Origin of the sequence: Coleofasciculus sp. B1-GNL1-01 (assembly GCF_040220235.1) — a bacterium.
GTDB lineage: Bacteria > Cyanobacteriota > Cyanobacteriia > Cyanobacteriales > Coleofasciculaceae > Coleofasciculus.
This window is the reverse complement of sequence record NZ_JAVJTO010000012.1, coordinates 32,468-57,912: the sequence shown is the minus strand read 5'-3', so window position 1 is coordinate 57,912 and position 25,445 is coordinate 32,468. Positions and strand designations below refer to the sequence as shown.

The following is a 25,445-nucleotide window of genomic DNA, read 5'->3' as shown; positions in this document are numbered from 1 at the left end:
ATTAGACAATTTTATCATCTTTGCAGCTCTTTTAAAATAGTTAAGTGGCTATTTAAGTTTTTTGCTGATGGTCAAATATTCGAGTTCCCAAAAATTTTTCAGTACGGAATTTTGCCACAATCTATTTAGGATTGCTATAGTCGTTATTTAGACGAAAAACGAATAAAATTTATTTATTCTGAAGTGGGTTGGCTGGAAACTGACAAGAGACATACGTTTTTCCTAGATATTTATTCCTATCTAATCCCCAAAGGGTTTAGACTATATGCTTTGTATGACTATTTTCATCATTTTTATAAGGATGATTCATTTGGATTGGTTTTTGGTAATGCATTATTTATTAATTCTGAGGCAATAAAATCTCCCATTGCTCCAAAATGGTGGTTGAGCTGATACTAGTAGTGGATCAGTGTTTAGCTTTCCGTACTTGCACAATAGAGTAGCAGATTCCTAGTGCAGTATGACAGAAATAACTGACCAGCTAAAACTACTCGCTCCCTTGCTCCCCTGCATTGAGAAAAATAGCCAGAAACTTCTATCCTACCTATCTGCTTGATCTGGCAAACTATGACCAACCCGCCCGATCCTTCTCCGTCTAATCCAGCCATCCAGTCAATCCACCCTAATCCTGAGCCAATCTCATCCCAGGCTTCTGATCAGGTGTCGGTAGTGTCCCCGACTCAATTCTCTGATCGACAGAATACTAACAGTAAAGCATTGGCTGATCCTTCCATTATCACCCTGAGTGCGATCGCGGTTTTGATTGTTGGCTTAGTTCTGGATAACAACTGGGTGATTCTCGCCGGGGTCATTGTCACGTTACTCCTCTCTGTATCGGTGATTTGGTCACCCTTACAACAATGGTTTCAGAAATCTCTCTCTCAAAAGCAGCGATCGCAACTGATTGCGGTTTGTGGTGTGATTGTGGCAATTGTTGGGATTGCGGCGTTAACCGGATTTACCAAAGCGTTTGATTCGGTGGGTTCGTTAGCGGAGTGGATTGGTGCGTTAGGGCAAATTCTAATTGCCATTCTCGCTGTCTATATTGCTTGGCGTCAGTATGTTATTTCTAAGGATCTCACCATTCAGCAAAATACAATTACCCAGCAACAAACCATTGATGCTTACTTTCAGGGAATTTGTGACCTGGCTTTAGACGATGAAGGATTGCTAGAAGATTGGCCCCAAGAACGGGCGTTTTGTGAAGGACGAACTGCTGCTATTCTTAAGAGCGTAGACGCCGCAGGTAAAGCAAAAGTTTTACGGTTTTTGTCGCAATCCCGATTACTCACACCCTTAAAACGCGATCGCCATTTGGGACGTCCTATTTTAGATGGTCATGGCGGGTATCAAGAAGATCGGGTTTATGGTGTACGAGTTATTGCTCTAAATGTTATGTTAGCCGGGGCGGATTTGGCAGGTACGGATCTACGCTGGGCGGAATTAAGTGAAGCCAATATGGTTCAAGCGGATCTGAGCAATTGTGACCTAGCCGGAGCAAATTTGTCTCGCACGATTCTCTATAAAGCGAATTTATTCAACTCTGATCTCAAGGGAGTATGGCTGTTTTATGGATCAGTGGAAACCGCCAGTCCCCGCAGTCGTACTGAACCGCCTGATTATCGCACTGGAATTCACACGGGTGCTGTGGTTGAGGGAGCAAATTTTACTGGGGTACAACGGTTAGGAGAGGAACAACGTCGATACTGCTGTTCCTGGTGCGGGGAACAGTCTCGCCGAACGATTCCAGGAGGGTGTGATGGGATTACTAATAAATTAGGGCGTTGAAACTATATCTATGATATGTAGTGTGCGATTCGTTTTAGGAATTATTCTTATACCTTCTGTTGAGTGTAGGTTAAGGTAAAAAAAACGATTGGCGATCGCGTGTATGAACAGCTTGGTTAGATTACTCTGGACTAGCTTCTGTTTCACCCCTCTCTTGATTCCGGCGGCTATAGCCCAAACGGAGATTCCATCACTTCCCAAAGCCGATGTCCTGAATATCACCCCTCCTTGGGGAAGTCTGCTTCAAGCGCAAACGCCAGATTCTCCCCCGTCTACCTCTCCAGATTTAACCAGTCTAACGATTAAACCTCGCTGGGGAATTGGGTACAGTACGTCCGGTGCGGGATACGACGGTTTTACCCGCTTGGATAGTTTTCTCCCGTTGCTACAAAATCCCGGTAGTACGTTGACATTTTTAGAGGGACGATTGCAGTTAGATAATAGTGCAAATCTCGGTGGAAATCTCTTATTGGGACACCGCTTTTATAATCAGTCCCTGAATCGTATTTTTGGCGGTTATGTGGGTTTTGATCATCGAGATACGGGAAATAGTACATTCAATCAACTCGGTGTGGGGTTAGAAACCTTGGGAGAGGTTTGGGATGTGCGCCTCAATGGTTATTTTCCTCTGGGTGATACTCGCGATTTAGTCGATGAAACAGCATTTGATACCGGATTTCAACTGACCGATCGTTTTTTTTCTGACCATTTTTTAGTGGTTCAGGGACAACGACAACGGGGACAAGTGCGCCACTTTGAAGCCGCCATGACGGGGTTTGATCTGGAAGTCGGTGCAAGATTGGCGCAATGGGGTGAAGAGGGAGGATTACGAGGGTATGGTGGACTTTATTATTATGACGCAACCGGAAGTGATTCTAGTCTGGGTTGGCGGATGCGATTGGAAGTACAACCCACGGATAGCTTAAATTTCGGTGTGGCGGTACAAGAAGATCAAATATTTGGTACAAATGTAATCGTTAGCGTAGGGGCAATTTTCGGGAAAACTCGTTCCTCAGGAGATGCTAGTATTTTATCCCGTTTAGGGGATGGCGTGGGACGTACTTCCAGTATCACGGTTGATAGTCAAACAGAATCGGATTTTTTCAGCGAAGAAATTACTACCGCCGCAACGAATCCCAAAACCGGTGAACCTTATGTATTTCAGCACGTTAATTTAGGTGCGAGTGGCGGAAATGGTACAGTTGAAACACCGTTTGGAACAGTCGATTCAGCGCTAGCCGCGACGCGATCTGATGGGAACGATATTGTTTATGTACAAGGGGGAACGAATCCCGGTATTCCGGCTTTTATAATTCCTGATCAGGTGCAGGTTTTGTCCACAGGACCGATTCAGCAACTGGATACAGTGGAATTTGATCGCGTACAACTTCCGTTATCCGATGCTGGCGTTTTTCCTCAGGTAACGGATACAGTAAGGTTGGGAAATAATACGGTGTTATCCGGATTTACAATAACTGGAGTAACTAATCCAGGAATTGTCGCTAGGGGTATTCAAAATGGGGAAGTGCGAGACAGTATAATTAGCAGTTCCCGTCAAGCTGGGGTGTTACTGGAAAATACTGGAGGTTTTATATCATTTACCAATAGTGCGATCGCGGGAAATGGCGTTCCTAGTTTAAGTGTTACATCGGTTAATGATGTTGCGATTACTTCTAGCACTCTCACTAGCATAAATTCCGCAACTCAAGGGATTTCTTTAGACACAGTTAGCGGGAATTTCGATATTAGTGATAGCACAATCACGATTGAAAATCCAGCCAGTAACGCTATCCTCGCCACGAATATTCAGGGAACCGCTACAATTGCAGCCAATCAAGGAAGTCAAATTACGACTGAAGGGAATCAAGCCGGAATTTCCCTAACTGAAAGTATCGGTGAGATTAATTTATCCGGTGTAACCGTGTCAAGTACAGAGGGTGCAGTTGTGGAAGTGAGTAATATTAATAATGGCGCGATCGCGAATACCACTCTCACCAGTACAAACTCCGCAACCGAAGGGATTTCTCTGGACACAGTTAGCGGTAATTTCAAGATTAGCGATAGTACAATTACAATTGAAAATCCCACCAGTAACGGTATCCTAGCCACAGCTATCGAGGGAACCGCCACAATTTCCGCCAATCCAGAAAGTCAAATTATTACTGAAGGGAATCAAGCCGGAATTTCCCTAACTGACAGTACAGGTGTGATTAATTTATCCGGTGTAACCGTGTCAAGTACAGAGGGTGCAGTTGTGGAAGTGAGTAATATTAATAATGGCGCGATCGCGAATACCACTCTCACCAGTAGCAATTCCGCCACAGACGGGATTTCTCTGAACACAGTTAGCGGAAATTTCCAGATCAGTGATAGTACAATCACGATTGAAAATCCAGCCAGTAACGGTATCCTCGCCACGAATATCCAAGGAACTGCTACAATTGCAGCCAATCCAGGAAGTCAAATTACGACTGAAGGAAATCAAGCCGGAATTTCCCTCACTGAAAGTACAGGTGAAATTAATTTATCCGGCGTAACCGTGTCAAGTACAGAGGGTGCAGTTGTGGAGGTAAGTAATATTAATAATGGCGCGATCGCGAACAGCACTCTCACCAGCACAAATTCGGCTACAGAAGGGATTTCTCTAGACACAGTTAACGGGAATTTCGAGATTAGCGATAGTACAATCACGATTGAAAATCCAGCCAGTAACGGTATCCTCGCCACGAATATCCAAGGAACTGCTACAATTGCAGCCAATCCAGGAAGTCAAATTACAACAACAACAGCTAACGCGGGAATCTTACTCGCTGAAAGTTTGGGAACAATCAATTTAACCGGATTAGAGGTAAATAGTACTAATGGTGCTGCTTTAGTCGGGACTACTATTAATAATGCCACAATTTTAGATAGCAATCTTGCTAGTACCAATTCATCAACAGAAGGTATCTCTCTTAACGGAATTAGTGGTACAGTTGATATTAGCAATAGCACGATCACGATTACTGATCCACTTGATAACGTTGATGGCATATTCGTTAGCAATGTTACAGGAAAAGTAAATATAGCCGCCAATGAGGGAAGCCAAATTACTCAGGCAAATCAAGGCATTGAACTCTCTGATTCTACAGGTGCGATCGCTATTTCTGGATTTGAGATTCGGAATACTGATGATAGCGGCATTTCTGGAACAGATCTCAGTAATGTTACCCTGACAAATAACCGCATTGAAGGGGCAACTAATCAAGGAATTTTCCTTGAAAATGTGAATGAAAAAGTCAATATTACTGACAATATTATTTCAGGGACAATTGATAATAATACTGTTTTACCCTTAACAGGTCAAGGTATTTTACTCAATAATGTTACAGGAAACATTGAAATTAGTACAAATACAATTTCTGGTACAATGGGTTTTAAGCCTGACCCTCAAATCCCTCCAAGTGGACAAGGTATTGTGATCAACAATGATACAGGTTCTGTGAATATAACGCTTTCAAACAATTCATTGTTTGATAATTACGAAGATGCCATCCTGATCGGCTTAGGTGTTCCTTTCGGCGATCCCATGGTCAATTTGACAATTGAGGGAAATACAATAGAAAATAATGGCGGCACTAATCCAACCCGAGGTGATGGTATTGGCATTGGTCTGGAAGGTAATACAATCATCGGAAATCTGACCATTTCCGGGAATACAATTAGGAATAATGGTGATGAAGGAATTGATATTCGCCTTGCATCATTAGATTTTTCATTGAGTCCGATTCCGATTCCAAATTCTACGGCGATAATTCAAGCAGCAATTATTGAAAATAATACAATTGAAGATAATGTTGAACAAGGCATTAATTTTGAATTATCTGACGACACACAAGTTTTGGCAAATATTTTATCAAATATACTCATGAATGTTTCTACTGATATCGTAGTTGAAAGCAATAATGATAGTAAAATTTGCGTGTATTTCAGCGAAAACAGCAATACTGCAACTACTAATTTAAATGGAATAACACCGAATAATTCTCCTTGTTTTTAAGTCAATGCTTAAGCCTTAGATTTGTTGGGTTTCGACTTCGCTCAACCCAACCTACAATTTATTTCATAGTCTATTGAGATAAATCATTGATGATTAATTACAGGTAACGTCAACAAAGCATGAGGAACAACTAAAACATCCAAATCCTTGCCTAAGTCAGCAGCCACTATTGCTAAAGCCTTATCCATTGTCGCCGCAGGCAACATTTTACACGCCTCCACAACCTCTGGATAATCACTGCCGACAATAATCACCGAATTCTGTTCTAACACCTTTGCCATGACAAACGCACGTTGTTGACCCGGCGGATACCCATGTTTACGTCCATCTTCCAGAATCTGTTGTACAGAAGGAATATCTCGCATCGCCGCCAAGAAACGCTGTTCTCCTACTCCTTCACCTACACCTTCTGGACATTGTGCGGGGATAATGAAATAACCCCCTGGACGCACAACGGGAGTTGGTGCAAAAAACAGATAACTCGCTGCACGACTGGCTTGATAGAGGTTAGCATCTTTGGGAAATCCAACCCCACCAATGACCACATCGTATTGCTGAGAAATAGAGACTTGATTAAAGGTTTTCGCTTGTTCGACCAGTTGTTTATGGGTTTCTATGGGTTCTCCTGCTAATACTGAGACAATCTGTTTTTGGTCATCAAGAACCACATTAATAATAAATCTCAATCCCGCCCGCATTGCTGCCTCTGTCACCGCCTGCTGAAACGGATTTCCCTCAAGTTTACCCAGACGACAGTTGGGATGATCAATAAACTCAGGACCATGACTATAGGCAATTAAGGGTTCTCCAGCCGCACCCACAGCAACCGTTTTACACCCACCCGAATAGCCAGCATATTGATGAGGTTCGACAATTCCAGTCGCGATGAGGATATCGGCATGGTATGCTATTTTGTTAACCGATAAAGGGATACCATTAATTACGCCTAAATCGACTAATTGATCTGGGTTTTGCGGTTCATGGTCAATCACCCGATACCGATCAACCACCCCTTGTCCTAACTTCGTCACCTTTTCCGCCATGGTGCTAGGGCGATGCATACCAATCCCGCACAATAGGGTAATATCTTGGTCACGTACTCCAGCTTTTTCTAACTGCTGTAATAGGGGTGGAATCAATACCTGATCAGGACTATCGCGAGTAATATCTGTAAACACAATACAAACGCGATCGCCTGGATGTGCTAATTTGTCTAAGGATGGGGAATTGATCGGGGTTGAGAGAGTTTTCGCGATCGCCCCCTCAACATCTGTTAGGGGTTGGACGGCTTCAGACTTCACTAATGTCCCCCGCATCCCTGGCGGTAAATCAAATTCTAGAAACGTTTTTCCGTAAGGGACTTGGTACATTTGTCATTTGTCATTTGTCATTTGTCATTTGTTATGAAAATTTGGTATCATCACTCAAATCGGTTCACTCAAAATTAAAAATAGAAGTCAAATCAAGAATAAATTCAGGAAGTACTGATTCCCCTGATAAAATAGGAGATATTGGTTGAGTGGAGAAATTCAACGTTTCCACCTCTCGATCAGGACGGTAAATTTCTGCTAAAGGCGTTTGGGGATCAAGTAACCAACCTAGCCGTAAACCATTGGCAAGATACTCCTCCATTTTGCGTTGCAGGGGGGGTAGGTTATCGGTTTCAGAACGCAACTCAATCACAAAGTCTGGACACAGGGGTGGAAATCGGCGTCTATCGTCCGGAGATAACGCTTCCCATCGTTCTCGAATCACCCAAGAAACATCAGGCGTTCGCGAAGCGTCTCCGTAGGAGAATCGTTTCGCACCATTAGGTAATTTAAAAATAGTCGAGGAATCAAACACATCACCGAGTCGAGTCTGGCGGTTCCAGATGACCAAATCAGCATTTAAATCCGAATTTCTAATCCCACTTTCTCCACCCGTTGGCGGCATAATAATCAAGTCTCCTTCAGCCGTTAGTTCCATCCGATGTTCTTCATTTGCTATGCACAACTGATAGAATTGCTCATCGGTTAGAGTTACCGTGGTGGGAACATGCAAGGTTATTGCTTCCATGGCTGATCGGGAAAAAGCGTAGATAGGGATAACCTAAGCAGGGCGGATTTCGTGACGTTATCGGTTGTTGCTAAACCTTATCGGTAAAACCCGCCCCGGCAAATCGGTTTTTCTGATATCTTACACCGAGAGTCGGTAAGCCTTGACGCTAGCCAAGAACTCAAGTTCTTGGCTAAAAGCACAAGTCGTCTAAAGACGACTGCAATTGTTATCCAGTCAACTCGATTCTGACTTTCGCTTGGGTTCCTTGGGTTTTAAGCCAAGGCGGTTGGTGAGACGGGTGCAAGATGTGAGTTTTTCTGGCTTTCAGGTTAAGTTGACATCAAAGCGGGGAATGTTACGATTCCACCTTTTCCTTTTTAAACCGTGGCTAATTCCGGTTCGGGACGCTTGCTATTGCGAATTCCGGTAATCGCCTTGGCGTAATCATCCTGCTTAAACACACCAGAACCAGAAACGATCGCGTTAGCCCCAGCTTCCAAAACTTGCCAGGTGTTGTCGGCTTTGAGTCCACCATCGACTTCAATCCAGGGATCGAGTCCGCGTTCATCGCAGATCTGACGCAACTTGCGAATTTTGGGAAGTACGCCAGTAATAAAGCTTTGACCGCCAAAACCAGGGTTGACACTCATAATCAACACCAAGTCGCAGACATCTAACACATAGTCAATCAACTCTAACGGGGTGGAGGGATTGAGAACCACACCCGCTTGCTTACCCAATTCTTGAATCTGAGTCAGGGTGCGGTGCAAATGGGGGGAAGCGTTATGTTCCGCATGAACCGAAATAATATCCGCCCCAGCTTCGGCAAAATCCTCAACATACTTTTCCGGTTCCACGATCATCAAGTGGACATCCAGAGGCTTTTGGGTAACCGGGCGCAACGCTTTGACAATTAGAGGACCGATTGTAATATTGGGGACAAACCGCCCATCCATCACATCAACGTGAATCCAGTCAGCACCAGCAGCATCCACTGCCTGCACTTGTTCCCCCAGTCGGCTAAAATCGGCTGATAAAATGGAGGGGGCAACGACGATGGGTTTTTGGGATTGCGTTTGGGTCATAACTGGTGATAGTCTCCTAAGTCCTCTGTTAGATTTTATCTTAACAAAGTCTTTAGCAATCCCCTAACAAAACGTGACCTAATTTTTCCTTTACAACTTGAGAGGTCATAAAATTCGCCATTGGTCAGGCGGAAATCGGTAGACCGGGCTTATTTGGCGTTGATAAAGCCGTATCTTGGAATCCCGCGATCGCACTCAAAACTCGGCAAGGAAGGTTGTGTAGAAACGTTATCATTAGTAGCAATACGAAGTGGCTAAACCCACCCCGACAAAACTATATTTCAAGTTAGGAGAACCTGCCTTGGCTATGCGGTCGCTGATCAAAAAACTGGGATGGATGATTGGAGGTGTAGGACTCTCTACCCTGACCACCCCAATCTTAGCGTCACCGATTTCGATTGGAGAAGCTGGAATTGATGCGTTGCGACTCCATGCTCCCCCCTACAACTTGAGAGGTCATAAAGTAGCCATTGGTCAGGTGGAAATCGGTAGACCGGGCTTATTTGGCGTTGATAAAGCTGTATCTTGGAATCCCGCGATCGCACTTGAGCGGGTTTTTTATCGTGATCGACCCGCGAAAGCGGATACGGATGTGGATACTCATGCAGCAATGGTGGCGGGTGTCATGGTGAGTAAGGATAAAACCTTACCCGGAGTCGCACCAGGAGCCAGACTCTACGCTTCGGCTGTCGGTTCCCCAATCCGCAGTGGACAGCCGGAAGAATGCCTGTCCTCCCAGCATGTTGCTCGGCAAAATAGTGGTGATGTGCGGGCAATTAACTTCAGTTTTGGTGAATCCCTGCAACGAGATGCCAGAGGATCACAAGCGGCGCTTGATGGCAATGCCCTGTTAACAAAATGTATTGATTGGTCAGCCCGGACTCATAATGTTCTCTACGTGATTGCAGGCAATCAAGGCAAAGGTGGCATTCCCATTCCCACGGATCACTATAACGGGATTACCACTGCCTATACCACCCAACGCCAAGGGCTATTTACCAAGGTAGACTTTGCCAACTTGAGTGATCTGCCAGAGGGAATTGGTCGGCGTTTAATTCAACGGGAAATTAACCAGGGAACTCGCCGTGCCATTAATTTAGTTGCACCAGGAAGTCGTATTTTAGTCTACGACCTGGATGGAAAAATTGTCGAAGTGAGTGGGACAAGTTTCGCCGCGCCGCATATTACCGCCTCAGTCGCCCTAATTCAAGAATTTGGCGATCGCCAACTCAACGCCAATCAACCCCAATGGACTACCGATTCCAGACGCCATGAAGTGATGAAAGCGGTGTTACTCAATTCGGCTGACAAAATCCAAGACGAGGGGGATGGGTTGCATCTAGGGATGAGTCGCACCCTATTGAGCAAAGATAATTACACCTGGGTAGAATCGGATGCTTATCTCAACACCAAAATTCCCCTGGATATGCAAATGGGAACCGGACATCTCAATGTTTTCCGCGCCTATCAACAATTTAGTCCCGGACAGTGGAGTTCAACGGGGGCTGTACCGCCTGTGGGTTGGGATTATAGTTCAGTTAAGGCTAAATCGTTTCAGGATTATGTCTTAGAAAAACCTTTAAAGGCAGATAGTTATGTGGCGCTGACACTGGCGTGGGATCGGTTAGTTGAGTTAAAGGATGAGAATGGAAATGAGGTGTATGATGTTGGCGAAAGTTTCCGCGATCGCGGTTTAAATAATCTCGACCTTTACCTGATACCTCTTGATGAAAATGATACCCGTAAAAGTGCCTGCGCTTCTGTAAGTGAAGTGGATAGTGTGGAACATATATTCTGTCCCGTTCCGGTTTCAGGTCGCTATAAAATCCGGGTTCAATATCGTCAACAGGAGAATGAAAACTCTCAACCTTACGCCTTAGCCTGGTGGACAGTACCAGACCGATAGAGTTTTGCCTATTGTGTAGGGGCGGGTTTCACTATTATCGTGTATTATCTCACCCAGATGTGAATAAACCCGCCCCGACCAAGGTTTAAATTGAGAAATAAACTGAATAGTCAGTGGAAAAAGTGGGGAGACTAAGCAAATTGAGCGGATTCCTATTGTTAATACCAAATCCGGGTTAGCTACCCCCGTTATAACTCAGTCCGCGCAGGCGGACTTTGTTTGTGTAGCAGCGATTTCAATCGCCTCCTCTTGCTGATTCGTTACCAAAACAGCAACCTGTGGAACACCTTTAACCCAAATCGGTCATCCTTAAACAGAACATGGGTCATTGAGGTATACTAATGAATCAAAAGACACTCCGTCGCACAGGGATTATCACCGCAGGTATCGTTTTAGCCGGATTCCTAGCAGGGTTAATCAGCCAAAAAATCAATGCCCAAAACGCCCCAAACCCTCAAAAGCCAGAGTTAACCGCACAGCAACCCAACCCGTCTGTGAATACCCAACTCGTTGAAGCCAATACCAAATTTGGATTTAAGTTATTTTCTGAGATTCTTCAGGAAGATAGCAATAAGAACGTTTTTATCTCGCCAACCAGCATCGCGATCGCCCTAGCCATGACCTACAATGGGGCGAGCGGTGAAACCCAAGCAGCTATGGCAAACGCGCTAGAACTTCAAGGGATGAGTCTGTCAGAGGTTAACCAGGCAAATGAAGCATTAAAAACTACCTTAGAAAACGCCGACTCTGATATTCAGCTTTCCATCGCTAACTCGCTTTGGGCAAAACAAGGCGTCTCATTTAAACCTGAATTCCTGCAACGCAATCAGCAATTCTACGATGCTCAAGTAACTGACCTAGACTTTGCTAACCCTGAAGCTAAACGTATCATCAATAACTGGGTCAAAGAAAAGACTAACGGCAAAATACCGCAAATTATTAGCGACATCCAACCCGATGATCTTCTATTTTTGATTAATGCCATCTATTTTAAAGGCAACTGGATGGAGCAATTTGACAAAGATAAAACGGAAGATCGTCCCTTTTATTTAGCCGATGGAACTCAGAAACAACACCCGATGATGTCTCAATCGGGAGAGTATCAATATTATGAAGATGACAGCGTACAAGCCATCAGCTTACCTTACGGTAAAGGACGCCTAAGTTTCTATGTCTTTCTTCCCCGTGAAACTGTGAGTCTAGATACCTTTGAGCAGCAACTCACTCCAGAAAACTGGCAACAATGGATGAATCGGTTCGGTAAACGGGATGGCTCAATCGTACTACCGCGCTTCAAATTGGAGTACGAAATTAAACTCAATGAAGCCTTAAAAGCCTTGGGGATGGACGTTGCTTTTGATCGTCGGGCTGATTTTTCTAATATGACAGAGGCAGATATTTTAATTAATCAAGTCAAGCATAAAACCTTTGTCGAAGTCAATGAAGAAGGAACAGAAGCGGCAGCAGCGACTTCTGTTGGCATAGTTCTCACCTCTGCTTCTTTTACCCAAACCCCCTTCGAGATGGTGGTTGACCGTCCCTTTTTCTGTGCGATTCGCGATAATCAAACGGGAACAATTTTATTCATGGGTTCCATTCGAGAACCCAAATAGAAACCAGAAATATCAAGTAATAATGTAGCTTGCTGAGTAAATCGTTGAACCCGTTTTAACGGGTTTAAGCTTTAAGCCAGAACTTTAGTTCTCGGCTCAAGGTTCGTTCCTAGGCTCAAAGCTCGTTCCATCCAGGTTAGAGTTGTTAGTTTTGGATAAATTAGAATAGGGAAATACTCGAAAGCGTAATCAGGACGAGGAAATAACAATGGGAACAGCAACTCTTATCCCAGACAAATTCTCACTGGACGACTTTATGGTCAATCCGCCTGAGAAAATGGAGTGGGTAAATGGTCAACTGGTGGAAAAAAACGGTATGACACTCAGACATGGTGAAATTCAACTGAAGCTAGGTCGTTACTGGGACGATTACAAAAACTCCAGTGGACAAGGTGGAAAAGTTTATACTGATGTGCCTTGTCGCACCAATAAGCAGGGACGTTCTCCTGATGTGGCATATCTGACCCCGGCACTGGTGGCACAGTTTGGCAATGTTGCTACGTTGCCTCAGAGTTTTCCCTTATGTGCTGAGATTGTTTCGCCAACGGATATAGCCGAGACGGTGTTGCTCAAAGCCCAGGAGTATTTAGAGTCGGGGGGTGAAGAAGTGTGGCTGGTGTTTCCGGAGAGTCGCTGGGTAATGGTGATGACAGCAAATCAGGGATTGATGTTTACATCGGGTCAACAGGTGAGGACACAGAACGTCTTACAGGGTTTTACCGTGTCTGTGGATGAGTTGTTGGCGTAAGCTGCATCCTTTCCCATCCCCCCATGTTTCTCTATACACTATAGAAGTAGGCAGTTTGCCAGCGTCACTCGTATCCTAGAAAAGGGTTCTTGCGTACTTAAAGGAGCATCAGTTATTATGGCGGACTTGGGAAATCTGTTTCAAAAAGCATTTTATCTGGGCGTTGGTTTAGCCTCGTATGCGAGTGAGAAAGCTGGAGGAACAATCGGGGAACTGCGAACTCAAGCTCAAAAGCTGGCAGATGAACTGGTTGCTCGTGGTGAAATGACCACTGAAGAAGCTCGCAAGATGGTTGATGATATGGTGCAACAAGCTCAACAGCAGCAGCAATCAGCTCAACCTCCGCAACCTGACAAGACGGGAACTGAACCCCGCCGGATTGAAATTATTTCTGACGACGAGGAGCAAACCGCTAGCGAAGAACAGAATATTGACGCTATGCGCCAACAGGTTCAGGCGATGCAAGAGGAACTACGTCGGCTCAAGCGTGAATAATAGAGCCATGTAGAGACGTAGCCTGCTACGTCTGGAAACAGGGAGAGAATCAGTCCCTACATTTAAATAAGTGAAAACGTGCAAATTTAACGTAATCGCGGAAGTCCTCACCCTCAACAATAGTAGGGTGAGGATGGACATCGGAAAATTGAGGCACGAAATTTCCAAATTACATGATTTAAACTCTATTTTTTAGTGTTATAATAACAGTAACCCTCCTAGGTCTACATGGTAATGCATGGGCTAAAGATGGTTGGGCTAGGTGTGATAGAGATGTAGTCCTTGCGCGTTAATGAACTCGACCACCGTTCGTGAAAGCGTCCAGAAAAGAATAGCGCAAGATGTCTAATGGCATTATCCGGTTAGAACTCTAACCATAAACCGCGAAAACCAAGCGGACTAACAAAATATCACTGTCTGCGGGAGGCGGACGGCTGCCTGTTGATGCTGAGTAAGACCATCACCGGATTTAGTTCCGGACTTTCTCGTTGCTGAAAGTACCCAACGTGGCATCGGCGGATGAAACGGGAAATCCCGAAGACGAATAAAACCGTCCTTGTTTTTAGAAGTTGGAAGCTCCAACTTCTAAAAACAAGTTGGGGTACTTCACTACACGACAGCTTAATCTAACTTGTTTGGATGGTGGTGTCAGCACAAAGGATTCGACTCAATCCCTCACAATTAGCTATGGTTGTACTATCTTAAACAAACACCCCCTTAGCCATGACCTTGACCTCTAGCTAAGGGAGCATTTGCCCAACTCGGAGTTTTTTCTATCCGTTCCCCTATGGATGAGTGGTCTAAAAGTTTTTTGGAATCCCTAGAATCATTGGTAGATGTCGTCGATGAGGTTGTCGTGGAAGTCGCGGACATCATCGAAGACTTTGCTGAAGAATGGCAAAATACCATTGGTGCCGAAATAGATAAATGCTTAGAGGATATCTTTGAACCCATTATTGAGATCTATTTAGAGTATGACGAGATAGATATGACGACGGATTCGGACATGGGCTTTACCTATCCCGGAGATCCGACGCCGGAACGACATCCGGCTTGTATCGGTTGTCGTCATTACCACGGTCAAGTCTATGGCGGAAATTTATTAGTCTGTGGAATGCATCCCTATGGTTGGGATGGTGACAATTGCCCAGACTGGGAATCAAATCCTTCTATCGATGATGACTTTAACCCATTTTAGCGATTCCGGCGATAGGTTCCCTACCTCTGACCCAATAACAAATCATCCTCTTCGCGGCTTATGACTTATCCCCCAACTCAGAACTCTGCTGTCTCAGATGTACCGACGATGAAATATGGTGAACGTGCCATTGCTGAAGGACAGCTAATCACGTTCCCTAACCCTCGGATTGGGCGTCGTTACCACATCGATATCACATTGCCAGAGTTTACCTGTAAATGCCCATTTTCTGGCTATCCCGACTTTGCTACCATCCATATCCGCTACATTCCCAATGAGCGGGTGGTAGAACTCAAAGCGATTAAACTGTATATCAATAGTTTCCGCGATCGCTATATTTCTCACGAAGAATCCGTTAATCAGATTTTGGATGACTTTGTAGACGCTTGTGATCCGTTAAAGGTAACGATAAAAGGCGATTTTTCCCCACGGGGAAATGTACACACCGTCATCGAAGTCCAACACCAGAAAGAAGAGACTCAGGAGAAGCAGAAGAAAAAGCAGAAGAAAAAGGGGAAGAATTAGATCCCTGGCGTCTTGAAGAAGTTGGGGATCTGAGTCTGAACAAAAGCATCAATTTTGATTTTCTGGATTTGTTGGTTCTCCAGATAACGCCGGTGACGCTGAAGGCGGGGGAACCAACTCTGGAGTCAGTGGCGAAGCGGGTGGAGAGGGTGAGGCGGGTGAGACATTGGATGGAGATACCGGAGATTCGGATGGCGTGCGGAATGCCCACCAAATCGCTAGGATAGCCGCGATCGCACTTAAGGCGGCTCCTATCTTGATTAAGGTGTATCGAGTCTGGGGTTGAGTCTGATCATCATTATGAATCATGAGTATATGATTTGAGTCTTATTACCCAAACTAAACCTACCGACTCAACCGATGAAACTATCTAAAGATCTACATTAAGTAGTCGGACCAAACTCAAGTTAAGGGTTGAGATTAGGAAAGAACAGTAAGGAGTTAAGCCTCCTTAACATTTCTTAGGACAGCGTACATAATTTATGTCCGGTACTTATCGAGAAATAGGAATTCCGGCGTCGTTTTTCAATTCCATGGTTTCTGCGGGCAATACTGGCGATTCACGATGCAAGGAATTTACCCGCTTAGGTGTCAAAGTTGACGCTAAAACTTGGGCGGTAACTTGAGAAACATCCTTTTGAACACAAGAGATGAGTCGTTCGCGCAGATCAGGCATAACCGCTAAGGCTCTCGTCCAATCGGGAATTTGAGCGCCTACTGGATCATTAAAATACTGCTCACCTGCGTGCGAAATAACCTGTTCAAAACATTCGATCGCAATCTCTTCTTGGTGGCGATCATAGAATAAATCGTTAAAGCGAGCATCGATAAAATACTTACGGGTGAAGCTTTGAGCTTCCCGGCGAAATTTGACGCGCAGCGCATGGATATGCTCCCACGTAATCACCACTTGTTCCGTTTCGGTTAAGGTTCGCAGGATGGAACGGAAAATATCGCGACACATTTTTTGCAACCCCGAATTCACATCTTCACCCAAGGGTTGATGTTTGTGGTCAAAAATACCTAAATCGACTTGAGCAATGCGTTTAGATGGCATACTGCGATAGACTTCGGCAAGTAAGCCAATTTCTAAACCCCAATTTGCCGGAATGCGGGTGTGTAGGGCTAAATCGCTAGTCAAGGCAAATTCACCAGCTAGAGGGTAACGATAAGCACTCAGGTAGCGTAAGTAGTCCTTTTCGCCGAACACCTCCTTTAAAACATTGAGTAATGGCGCAATAAACAAACGCACCACTCGTCCATGAAAACTCTGGGGATAATTGCCTAAACGGGTATAGTAAGCTTTATTAAAGGCAATGCCGAATTCCTTATCCAGCAGGGGATACAGCAGTTTGAGTGGATAGGAGTAGTCATAGGTAATAATATCAGCATCATGGAGTGCGATCGCATCAGCACTCAGAGACGCGACGCCTAAGCCTAACCAAACCGCTAACCCCTTACCCTTATACTTGAGTAAATCCAGCCCCCTCTCCCGCACATCGGCTAAAAGCTGAGTAACTCGTGGACCATTTTCCCAAATAATTAGGGTTTTTTGCGGTAGGGTTTGAAAAAATTGTAAGGTTTTGGCATAATCAGTCACCGTTGGCGCATTCACACAAACGATAACCGTCTTGACAAACTCGCAAGTAGCGAGATGATCGCGAATTTTAGTTAACGCGGGTCGTTTGAGTTCCTCGTAGAGTGCTGGAATTAAAACCGCCGTGGGAGATTCTTCACTTAAGCGGGTCAATCGGGTTAAAAGAGCATCCAGATTACAGCCAAAGTCATGAATCGTTGTGATTAATTCTTGCTTATAGTCCATCAGACTGATGACACCTCTGCACAACCGTTTGATTATTCAATTAATTTGAAAATTATGCTGTGATAATCTATACAAACTGGAAACAGGGAACAGGGTTCGTAGGTACGTAGTAGGCACTTTAGTGCCATAAAGGTACGTAGTAGGCACTTTAGTGCCTTCCTGGTTTATCTGATATCCTCCTGACAAACTATTTCCCAATGCTCCGTGTTGGAACATTATGTTGCCGTCAAGCCAACTAATCAACTCTTTTGAGTCACGTATCAAGCCCCTGCTGAAAGTCATCTATCCAGAGGCGGATATCGAGCAACTAGCGGAGTGCTTATTGCAGTTGCTGCGCCCCCACTGTTCCGATTCAGCAGAGGAAAATCCCGATAAGTGGGATGAACAGCAGATATTACTGACTACCTATGGCGACAGCATTTATCGTCCGAGGGATCAAAACCCCTTAGTGACACTGAAACAGTTTCTCGAACACCATCTTCAGGACACAATAACTGGCGTTCATATCTTACCCGTTTGTCCCTACAGTTCCGATGATGGATTTGCCATCATTGATTATCTGCAAGTTAATCCAGAATTGGGTTCCTGGGAAGATATTCAAACCATTGCCCAAACCTTTGATTTGATGCTGGATTTAGTCCTCAATCATGTTTCCAGTAAAAATGTCTGGTTTGAACAGTTTAAACAGGGACTTAAACCAGGATGTAATTATTTTCTTGACGTTGACCCAACGACTGATTTATCCCAAGTAGTGCGTCCCCGAAGTAGCCCTTTATTGGTCAAAGTGGATACCATAAACGGCGAAAAGCATGTATGGGCGACGTTTAGCGATGACCAAATTGATGTCAATTTTGCCAATCCGGATCTGTTGGTGGAGTATGTCAAAATTCTGTTATTTTATGTTGTCACTATTGGCGCTAACTATATTCGACTGGATGCCGTGGGATATTTGTGGAAACGCATCGGGTCATCCTGTATCCATTTACCCGAAACTCACGCCTTGATCCGGCTACTGCGAGAACTGTTACAACTCGTTGATCCAGGGGTGGTAATTATTACGGAAACCAATGTACCAAACCGAGAAAACTTGAGTTATTTGGGTAACGGAAATGAAGCGCATATTATTTACAATTTTAGTTTACCGCCACTGTTGCTTAATGCTTTACTTCAGGGAAAATCTGCTCATCTAAAAACCTGGATGATGAGTATGCCACCTGCACCAATGGGCTGTGCCTATTTAAATTTTACCGCATCTCATGATGGCATCGGTTTGCGTCCGGCAGAGGGATTGTTGTCGGATGATGAATATGAGACGTTACTTCAATGTATGACTCAATTTGGCGGAGAAATTAGCTATCGCCGCCAACCCGATGGGACAGAAACTCCTTATGAAATTAATATTGCTTTATTTGATGCCCTTAAAGGAACCGTAAAGGGGGAAGATCAATGGCAAATTCAGCGTTTTATCTGCTCACAAACGATTATGATGTCCTTAGAAGGAATTCCTGCCTTTTACATTCACAGTCTGCTAGGGACGGGTAGCGATCGCGCCCTGATGCAGCAGACGGGAAGAAAGCGCTCAATCAACCGCCACCGTTGGCATATCGAGGAACTAGAGCGGGAGTTAGAACAGGCAAACTCACCCCACGCGATCGTGTTTCGGGAACTGTCTCGATTGATTCAAATTCGTCGCCGTCAGCAGGCATTTCATCCCAATGCGACGCAGTATACACTACATCCCTCAAGTCAGGCACTATTAGTGTTTTGGCGACAGAGTATGAAGCGAAATCAAAGTATTTTCTCGATCCATAATTTGAGCGATAAGCCCCAAAGCTTACCGTTATTGGAATTAAATTTAATTGCCACGGATGAGTGGTATGACTTGATTAGTGGGCAAATTATTCCCGATATCCATGATACGTTTACGCTACAACCTTACCAATCAGCCTGGATTACAAATAAGTTTGGCAGAGATAGTTAATTGAGAATCAAAGGCATCAGTGAGGTACTCCAGATCCTCGACTTTTTTAACAAGTCAGGGATCGAGTTGGGAATACTTACCACACACCCTCATCATTTTGGTAGATAGAACCGAGGGTTAAATTTCATCCCGGCGATAGATATGATTTTGTCTGTAAATCGATAATCTTTGTACATTCCCAAAGAGAAGAGTTGAGGGCAAAGTATTGTTATGTCTCAAGTACATAGTGAAAGTACATGGATCGACAAACTGGCTAGAGTTGGATATACCGCCAAAGGAATTGTGTATGCAACTATTGGCTTATTAGCGGTACAAGCTGCATTAGGCAACGGTGGGAAAACCACAGATAGCAAAGGCGCTTTAGGCACAATTGCAGCCCAGCCCTTTGGTCAGTTCATGTTAGCGGTAGTCGCCTTGGGTCTGATTGGATACGTAGTTTGGCGTTTTGTCCAAGCGATTCAAGACCCCGACCATACAGGCAAAAGTAATGATGCTGATGATATTGTCAGACGTATTGGTTACGGAATTAGTGGTTTGATTTATGCAAGTTTAGCCTTCAGTGCGATTCAAATCATTGTGAGTGCGACTCAGAGTGCTAGCGATGGGAGTAAAAAGCAAACGTGGACAGCCCGCCTGCTTGCCCAACCCTTTGGTCAGTGGTTAGTGGGTATAATTGGGGCAATTATTATTGGTTATGGCTTTTACCAATTTTATAAAGCTTACAAAGCTAAATTCCGCAAAAAGCTGAAGTTGTACGAGATGAGTAATACTGAGGAAACATGGGCAACTCGTGCGGGCAGACTGGGTTTAGCGGCGCGGGGTGTAGTCTTTGTGATGATTGGTTTCTTTGCAATTCAGGCAGGTCGTCAGTATGATTCGAGTGAAGTCAGAGGACTGGATGGGGCGTTAGACACACTGTCTCGACAACCTTATGGACCTTGGTTACTGGGAATTGTGGCGATTGGTTTAATTGCCTACGGAATTCACATGTTTGTTCAGGCAGAATATCGGCGAATTCGGGCGTAAACTCTATCTTAATTTTGGATTTTGGAACTGATCGCTCAAAACATTTTCGGGTAAAAAATTTGCTATCTGCTATTGCTTGCTTGTTTAGATAACAATTGTCATGTACTTGATTGTCTTAGGCGCAGGACCGGAGGGGGCTAGCTTAATTGACTTAGCCCTTAAAGATGGTCATGAGGTCGCCCTGATTGAAGAGGATGCAGAACGAGCCAGAAAGGTTCTCAAAAGCCATGATATTAATGTATTTCAAGGGGATATTGCCAAGGGTAATCTCCTGGAAGAAGCCAGCGCGGATCGGGCTGATGCCCTGATCGCCGCAACGAGTGATGATTCAGCTAATCTGATGGCGATGTTTCTGGGAAAAGAGTACGAAATTAAGACGCTAATTAGCATGGTCAATCAATCCAATCATCAGTCTCTTTTTGAACGTTTGGGAGTACAGATTCTCATCAAGCCAGAAATGATTGTTGCTAAATCTCTCTATCGGATGATGGAAGATTCTGACAATGAATAAAAGTTAAAGCCTGGGGAAGTTTCCTACTGATTGGTCAGACCGAATAGGTTAAACCATTACAATTAAATCCCACTCGGCAAGTCAAAACTCGGTCTGGGCGGGTTGAGTTGCATTTAGGTACAGCCCTAAACGATAATAGTGAAACCAGCCCCTACAGACGCTTCAAAAGCATGTCTCTACATCCAAAAACTGGTTCCCTCATACGAAGCCATGTGTCAAAACTCAGACCTCATTTTTTTTAGTTATCGTGAATCGACATATTAAAACAATCCTACGTGACCTAGGTTTATTTCTTTATGTCCCAGGAGTCATGGCATTAGTGTCTATACCTATCGCCATTTTGTTGGGTGAATATTATGCGATATTGCCCTTCTTTTGGACAGCATTAGCGTCATTAGCGGCAGGACAAGGACTTTATCGTCTGTTTCGCCATGCACAAGCCTCACGCCTACCTCATGCGTTGGTGGCTGTTGCCCTCAGTTGGGGGCTAATTCCCTTTTTTGGTGCGGTTCCATTGGTCTTAATTGCGTCTCATTTAGCCAATGTTACTCTTCCTTCCATGACTATGCTGAATTTTCAGGAACCCTGGAATGCTTTATTTGAAGCGTTTTCGGGGTTTACGAGTACAGGACTAAGCATGGCGCTGCGATCGAGTGATTTGCCACGTAGCATCCAGTGGTGGCGTTCCTTTATGGAATGGATTGGTGGTGTGGGTGTGATTGTGTTGATGGTTTCAGTTTTAGAACCCAGTACCGATGCTTATCAACTTTACTATGCTGAAGGACGCCAGAAGCGAATTGGTTTAACGATTACAGAAACAGTACGTCAAATTTGGTGGATTTATCTCCTCTACACGGTGGTGAGTGTCGTCTGGTTGCGCTTAGTCGGAATGCCATGGTGGGATGCGCTAAATCATGGCATGACTGGGATTTCTACGGGGGGGTTTGCCATAACTGATAATAGTATTGGTTCCTATAGTCCCCAAATCCAGTTAGCTGTTATCCCGATTATGATCGCGGGGGCGATTAGTTTTCCCATTCACTATCAATTGCTTCGCCAGCGAAAGCTATCAGCATTATGGCAGGATACTCAACATCGGGCGCTGTGGATACTGCTAGCTGGGGGTATCGTGAGCCTGGTTCTCGAAGACTATTGGTTTAGAGGTCAAATTCGGTGGATTGATAGTATATTCCAGTGGGCTTCAGCCTTCGGAACTTGTGGTTTTAGTACGACAAACTTGCGATTGTGGAGTCCCACAACTAAACTCTTATTAACCTTTGGCATGATTTGCGGTGGGGCTTCCGGTTCTACAGTCGGTGGGTTAAAACTGACTCGGATCGTATCGTTGTTCAAAGGGATTCTGTGGCGCTTTCAACGCATTACCCTCAAACCTCATCAGATGATGCGCTATAAATTAGATGGCAAAGTCATTAAGGAAAATGAAGCGAATCGTCGGATTGAGTCGGCGGCTGTTCTGGCAATACTTTGGATAAGTTCAATCGCGATCGGTGTTGTAGTTTTACTCCATATCGTCACACCTCAATATAATTTAAGTGACATTATCTTTGAAGCCGCCTCTGCCCTAGGAAGTGTCGGTTTGTCTACAGGTATTACCCATCCTAATTTGCCGTGGCTAGGTAAGTTGACGTTGATTCTTTTTATGTGGATGGGACGCTTGGAGATTATTCCCGTACTGCTGTTGCTGTCTTGGCCCCTAGGTGGCGTAGGCAAAATGATTGGCAGGAAAATTCGTCGGATGTAATTAGAGGTTGTTGAAGAAGTCTTGTGGTGAGGGGAGGGAACAGGGAACGGGAAATGAGAGACAGTAGTGCCAACGTCTCTCTAGCTATTTTATTTGTTTTTTATCTATCGAGGCTTGAGTAATCGTAGAGGCAATTCACTAAGTGAATTGCCTCTACTTGGTATAAAAAATTACACAGATTAGTCAATTTTTTTCTTGACTTTTTCTTTTACATTCTCCACCGAATGTCGTACTTGAGCTTCGGTTTGTTTCGCTTGACCTTCTGCCTTATCTTCAGGATCGCCCGTAATTTCTCCTATGGCTTCTTGGGCTTTCCCTTCAATGTTTTTGGCTGTGGCTTTCATTCGATCTTCAGTACTCATAGTGATATATTTATTAACTTCTACACCATAAATTATATCGACTCCGGTATACTTATACTTCTAGCTGAAGACGTACACCTTTAGAAATAGGTATTATTATAGATAGCAATAGTTTAGGCTAGCTATTACAATAGTATAAACTTAACCTTAACTAACGGCATTATTTTTCCACCTCGCCCTAGCCCACTCAAAACTATTGAGGCAGTATATTAATAGTCATGACTCGTTCAGCGTGCCTAATTTTCAATCCTGTTGCTGGTCAAAGCGACCCCGATGAAGATTTAAATAAAATTGTTAATATTTTGGAGCCAGAAATTGAACTCGATGTTCAATGCACCACGCCAGAAAAGGATGCGGCTCAACTGACAAAAACTGCCGTTGAGCGAGGTGTGAAGACTATCATTGCCTCTGGAGGAGACGGGACGCTCTCGGCGGCGGCTGGCGCACTGGTGGAAACAGGTATTCCTTTGGGTATTATTCCCCGGGGAACGGCTAACGCTATTGCCTCAGCTTTGGGAATTCATGACACGATTAAAGCAGCGTGTCAAACTATATTAGACGGAAAAATAAAGAAAATTGATGTGGGTCGATGTAATGATAAGCCTATGGTACTGCTAGCCGGAATTGGCTTTGAAGCGAAAACTGTTGAAGAGGCAGATCGAGAATTAAAAAATAATTTTGGTATGCTCGCTTATGTCGTATCAGGACTACAAAAGCTCGGTGAGTTGGAACCTTTTGAGGCAACGATTGAAACCGACGAGAATACCGTTACCATTACAGCAACGGCAGTAACGATAGCTAATGCCGCACCGCCGACCTCAATTTTAGCTCAAGGACCAGCCGGTATTGTTTATGATGATGGACTTCTTGATTTAACCGTCGTCACTCCCAAAAATCAAACCAATGCAATTGCCGCCTCTTATGAACTTCTACAATCGGCGATTTTTGGGGAAAGTGCAGACCATGAGGATGTTAAGTATATCAGAACTCGCTACGTTAAAGTGACCGCGAAACCTGCCCAGAAAATTGTCTTGGATGGAGAAATTATTGGTGAAACTCCCATTAAGGTGGACTGTATTCCTGGAGGTTTAACGGTTTTCGTGCCAATGCAGCAAGACTAAAAAAGAAAAAAAAGAGACGTGCCATGGCACGTCTCTACAAGACAAGGCGGCGGTATTAAGCGTATCTTTCTTCATGTTTGACAATGACCCAAACCGCATGAATGGAACCCGGAAGCCAACCCAGTAAAGTTAACAAAATGTTAATTAAAAAGGCTGAACTAATTCCTGTGGTCATAAAAACACCCGCAGGTGGGAGCAGGATTCCCAAAACTATTCGGAGTAATTTCATAAGGATTAATAAATTAAGTTTGTCGGTTACTCTATAAAGATTAACGGCTAAACTCAGTTCTTAACCTCCATCTGGAGAATGATTTTTTCATAATTGTCGGGTGGCAAGGTGAATCAACTCCTGTGTCTTACCGGGGTGGGTTAGGTTGAACGACGTGAAACCCAACAGACTAAAGCCAGCTTGTGTGGAGTCTCATCCCTCGACCCAACCGACCTCAGTTTATCCAGCTAATCTAACAGGTGGCAAAATCTATCTCTGTAGAGATGACAATCAGACCCATAGCGATAGATACTAACAGTAGTATCGTTTTTTCAGATATTTGAACATTACAAGTGAGGAAAAATTTATGAAGGCATTCTTTTTTACCTTGTTAGCCACAGCCTTGAGTTTATTGGTTGTTGATCTAATTGTTCCAGGTGTTGACCTAGCCACGTTTATAGCGGCTTTATTAGGGGCTGCATCCATTGGCGTGGTGAACTCATTTATTAAGCCAATTCTGTCTGTGCTATCTCTCCCATTGAATATCGTGACACTCGGATTATTTTCTTTGGTGGTCAATGGATTGTGTTTTTGGTTAGCTGCTGTAGCTGTACCTGGATTTGCCGTTCAGGGCTTACCCGCGTTTATTTTTGGTCCGATTGTCCTATCTCTGGTTAATACCTTCTTGAGTAACTACTTTGCTCAACGAGAACCTGAACTTGAGATGGAGTAAGGACAATGCTGTATTGCTGGAAATCGCTAGGATTGTCAGAGTACCTCTTTGAGAGGATGATAGGTTAGCGCTATATTTAAGGGCAATACGGTTATGATAGGATAACTCATCCCCGCTTGATCTTAAGTTATCACTTGCTTTGAGTATAAATACCCAGAGGTTGACTCACGTCAACAAGCGTGAAAACTAGGATTCGGTTAAGCGAACTAGACACAACGTCTTCTTTTATCCTAAATTGGGGATGGGTGTTCACCCTTATTTATCAATAACGTATTTTAAATCGGTTTTGACGATAACCTGTGGAGGAAAGCTATGACAGTTGTAGAACGAGTACAGGAGATGTTTGATTACCTCTGGGGAGGCGTCAAGCGAATTTTCGGCGCTAACGATGATGAATATCCAGATACAGGTGTTCAACCCTTTGAAGGCGATCGCCCCAAGGAAGGGCGATAAATTACCAAGTACAGGTTTAATATAGCCAT

At 44.2% G+C, this 25,445-nt stretch carries 22 protein-coding genes and 1 pseudogene; 16 read left to right on the top strand and 7 right to left on the bottom strand.

From position 1 onward, the window contains the following. The 3 genes and pseudogenes from RID53_RS02820 to RID53_RS02810 all read left to right on the top strand — a co-directional run. Window positions 1-129, top strand: a pseudogene (locus RID53_RS02820) (IS630 family transposase); the annotation flags it as partial. 438 nt (window positions 130-567) lie between these two features. Continuing rightward, window positions 568-1,788: a pentapeptide repeat-containing protein gene (locus RID53_RS02815; RefSeq protein ID WP_446386673.1), complete on the top strand. Its 1,221-nt coding sequence runs from the start codon at window positions 568-570 to the stop codon at window positions 1,786-1,788. Between the two features lie 103 nt (window positions 1,789-1,891). After that, a complete protein-coding gene (locus RID53_RS02810) occupies window positions 1,892-5,827 on the top strand; it encodes a right-handed parallel beta-helix repeat-containing protein (RefSeq protein WP_446386672.1) in 3,936 nt (1,311 codons plus the stop codon). A gap of 83 nt (window positions 5,828-5,910) precedes the next feature. Here RID53_RS02810 and larA read toward each other — a convergent pair whose 3' ends face one another. The 3 genes from larA to rpe all read right to left on the bottom strand — a co-directional run bounded on the left by larA (window position 5,911) and on the right by rpe (window position 8,952). After that, entirely contained in the window at window positions 5,911-7,197 is a 1,287-nt protein-coding gene (gene larA / locus RID53_RS02805) for a nickel-dependent lactate racemase (RefSeq protein WP_446386671.1), read from the bottom strand. Between the two features lie 64 nt (window positions 7,198-7,261). Beyond that, on the bottom strand, window positions 7,262-7,885 hold the full coding sequence (locus tag RID53_RS02800; RefSeq protein ID WP_446386670.1) for a Uma2 family endonuclease: 624 nt from the start codon (window positions 7,883-7,885) through the stop codon (window positions 7,262-7,264). Between the two features lie 359 nt (window positions 7,886-8,244). Next, window positions 8,245-8,952, bottom strand: a complete 708-nt coding sequence (gene rpe / locus RID53_RS02795) for a ribulose-phosphate 3-epimerase (RefSeq protein ID WP_446386669.1) — start codon at window positions 8,950-8,952, stop codon at window positions 8,245-8,247. A gap of 337 nt (window positions 8,953-9,289) precedes the next feature. On the opposite strand from rpe, the gene RID53_RS02790 reads away from it, so the two are divergent. The 6 genes from RID53_RS02790 (at window position 9,290) to queF (ending at window position 15,437) form a co-directional block, all read left to right on the top strand. Continuing rightward, window positions 9,290-10,858 carry a S8 family serine peptidase gene (locus RID53_RS02790; protein WP_446386675.1) on the top strand — a complete coding sequence of 523 codons (1,569 nt, stop codon included), beginning with the start codon at window positions 9,290-9,292 and terminating at the stop codon, window positions 10,856-10,858. A 341-nt stretch (window positions 10,859-11,199) separates the two neighbouring features. Next, window positions 11,200-12,471: a serpin family protein gene (locus RID53_RS02785; protein ID WP_446386668.1), complete on the top strand. Its 1,272-nt coding sequence runs from the start codon at window positions 11,200-11,202 to the stop codon at window positions 12,469-12,471. Between the two features lie 208 nt (window positions 12,472-12,679). After that, the gene (locus RID53_RS02780; protein WP_446386667.1) at window positions 12,680-13,219 is read left to right on the top strand and encodes a Uma2 family endonuclease; all 540 of its coding nucleotides are present in this window, start codon (window positions 12,680-12,682) and stop codon (window positions 13,217-13,219) included. A 117-nt stretch (window positions 13,220-13,336) separates the two neighbouring features. Further along, on the top strand, window positions 13,337-13,714 hold the full coding sequence (locus RID53_RS02775) for a phasin family protein (RefSeq protein WP_446386666.1): 378 nt from the start codon (window positions 13,337-13,339) through the stop codon (window positions 13,712-13,714). Between the two features lie 787 nt (window positions 13,715-14,501). Further along, window positions 14,502-14,912: a hypothetical protein gene (locus RID53_RS02770; protein WP_006100404.1), complete on the top strand. Its 411-nt coding sequence runs from the start codon at window positions 14,502-14,504 to the stop codon at window positions 14,910-14,912. 60 nt (window positions 14,913-14,972) lie between these two features. Then, complete coding sequence (gene queF, locus RID53_RS02765) at window positions 14,973-15,437, top strand: preQ(1) synthase (protein ID WP_446386665.1); 465 nt, start codon at window positions 14,973-14,975, stop codon at window positions 15,435-15,437. A 48-nt stretch (window positions 15,438-15,485) separates the two neighbouring features. Here the strand turns inward: queF and RID53_RS02760 are convergent, their stop codons facing one another. Together RID53_RS02760 and RID53_RS02755 are read right to left on the bottom strand one after the other, a co-directional pair. Further along, window positions 15,486-15,746 (bottom strand): hypothetical protein, encoded by a 261-nt coding sequence (locus tag RID53_RS02760; protein WP_446386664.1) that lies wholly within the window; start codon window positions 15,744-15,746, stop codon window positions 15,486-15,488. A gap of 184 nt (window positions 15,747-15,930) precedes the next feature. Beyond that, entirely contained in the window at window positions 15,931-17,259 is a 1,329-nt protein-coding gene (locus RID53_RS02755; protein ID WP_446386663.1) for a glucosyl-3-phosphoglycerate synthase, read from the bottom strand. Between the two features lie 217 nt (window positions 17,260-17,476). Between RID53_RS02755 and RID53_RS02750 the strand changes: the two genes are divergently transcribed. The 4 genes from RID53_RS02750 (at window position 17,477) to RID53_RS02735 (ending at window position 22,539) form a co-directional block, all read left to right on the top strand. Further along, complete coding sequence (locus tag RID53_RS02750) at window positions 17,477-19,240, top strand: alpha-amylase family glycosyl hydrolase (RefSeq protein ID WP_446386662.1); 1,764 nt, start codon at window positions 17,477-17,479, stop codon at window positions 19,238-19,240. Between the two features lie 210 nt (window positions 19,241-19,450). Further along, window positions 19,451-20,266 (top strand): DUF1206 domain-containing protein, encoded by an 816-nt coding sequence (locus tag RID53_RS02745; RefSeq protein WP_446386661.1) that lies wholly within the window; start codon window positions 19,451-19,453, stop codon window positions 20,264-20,266. Between the two features lie 100 nt (window positions 20,267-20,366). Then, complete coding sequence (locus tag RID53_RS02740) at window positions 20,367-20,777, top strand: potassium channel family protein (RefSeq protein WP_446386660.1); 411 nt, start codon at window positions 20,367-20,369, stop codon at window positions 20,775-20,777. Between the two features lie 310 nt (window positions 20,778-21,087). Next, window positions 21,088-22,539 carry a TrkH family potassium uptake protein gene (locus RID53_RS02735; RefSeq protein ID WP_446386659.1) on the top strand — a complete coding sequence of 484 codons (1,452 nt, stop codon included), beginning with the start codon at window positions 21,088-21,090 and terminating at the stop codon, window positions 22,537-22,539. A gap of 179 nt (window positions 22,540-22,718) precedes the next feature. Here RID53_RS02735 and RID53_RS02730 read toward each other — a convergent pair whose 3' ends face one another. Next, window positions 22,719-22,901 (bottom strand): CsbD family protein, encoded by a 183-nt coding sequence (locus tag RID53_RS02730; RefSeq protein ID WP_446386658.1) that lies wholly within the window; start codon window positions 22,899-22,901, stop codon window positions 22,719-22,721. A 218-nt stretch (window positions 22,902-23,119) separates the two neighbouring features. Here RID53_RS02730 and RID53_RS02725 point away from each other — a divergent pair, with 218 nt between their 5' ends. Further along, window positions 23,120-24,022 (top strand): YegS/Rv2252/BmrU family lipid kinase, encoded by a 903-nt coding sequence (locus RID53_RS02725; RefSeq protein ID WP_446386657.1) that lies wholly within the window; start codon window positions 23,120-23,122, stop codon window positions 24,020-24,022. Between the two features lie 55 nt (window positions 24,023-24,077). On the opposite strand, the gene RID53_RS02720 is transcribed toward RID53_RS02725, so the two are convergent. Beyond that, window positions 24,078-24,251, bottom strand: a complete 174-nt coding sequence (locus RID53_RS02720; protein ID WP_446366054.1) for a YqaE/Pmp3 family membrane protein — start codon at window positions 24,249-24,251, stop codon at window positions 24,078-24,080. A gap of 346 nt (window positions 24,252-24,597) precedes the next feature. Between RID53_RS02720 and RID53_RS02715 the strand changes: the two genes are divergently transcribed. Then, a complete protein-coding gene (locus RID53_RS02715) occupies window positions 24,598-24,963 on the top strand; it encodes a phage holin family protein (RefSeq protein ID WP_446386656.1) in 366 nt (121 codons plus the stop codon). 312 nt (window positions 24,964-25,275) lie between these two features. After that, entirely contained in the window at window positions 25,276-25,416 is a 141-nt protein-coding gene (locus tag RID53_RS02710) for a hypothetical protein (RefSeq protein WP_446386655.1), read from the top strand. Window positions 25,417-25,445: the final 29 nt, after the last annotated feature.